At 65.5% G+C, this 531-nt stretch carries 1 protein-coding gene; it reads right to left on the reverse strand.

The genetic code is table 11. The features are described 5' to 3' along the window. A partial coding sequence (locus tag QMK33_RS23455; protein WP_283567053.1) for a LytR/AlgR family response regulator transcription factor occupies positions 1-348 on the reverse strand: 348 nt, incomplete at its 3' end. Between the last annotated feature and the right edge of the window lie 183 nt (positions 349-531).

Below are 531 nucleotides of genomic sequence, written 5' to 3' on the forward strand. Positions count from 1 at the left end.
CCCCGCCTGGGCCTTTTGCACGGCGCGCAAAAAGCGGTCGAAGGCCACGGGCTTAAGCAGGTAGTCCACCACGTCGTGCTCGTAGCCGTCAAGGGCGTACTCGGGGTAGGCGGTGGTGAGGACGACCCGGCACTGCCGGCCGCAGATTTTCAGGAACTGCAAGCCCGTGAGCTCGGGCATCTGAATGTCGAGAAACACCAAATCGACGCGGCCCTCTTGCACCCATTGCAGGGCCTCCAGCGGGCTGGTGGTGGTGCCCACCAGCGTGAGCGTCGGCACTTTCTGGATGTAGGCGGCCAGCAGCCGGGTAGCGGCAGGCTCGTCATCAACGGCGATGCAACGGAGCATTTTTGGGGAGAAAGTAGTTAGGCGGGAGGCGTCGGGGGCGGGCTACCGGCTTTTTCACCATCAGCCCGGGCTAGACCGGTCCCAAATCTAGCTCCAGGCGCGTGTAGTGCTCGGTGCCGTCGTTGCGGACTTCCAGGGCGTGGCGGCCGGGGTAGAGCAGGGCCAGGCGGCGGCGCAGGTTGG

The organism is Hymenobacter sp. H14-R3 (assembly GCF_030063445.1).
In the GTDB taxonomy this organism is placed as follows: Bacteria; Bacteroidota; Bacteroidia; order Cytophagales; family Hymenobacteraceae; genus Hymenobacter.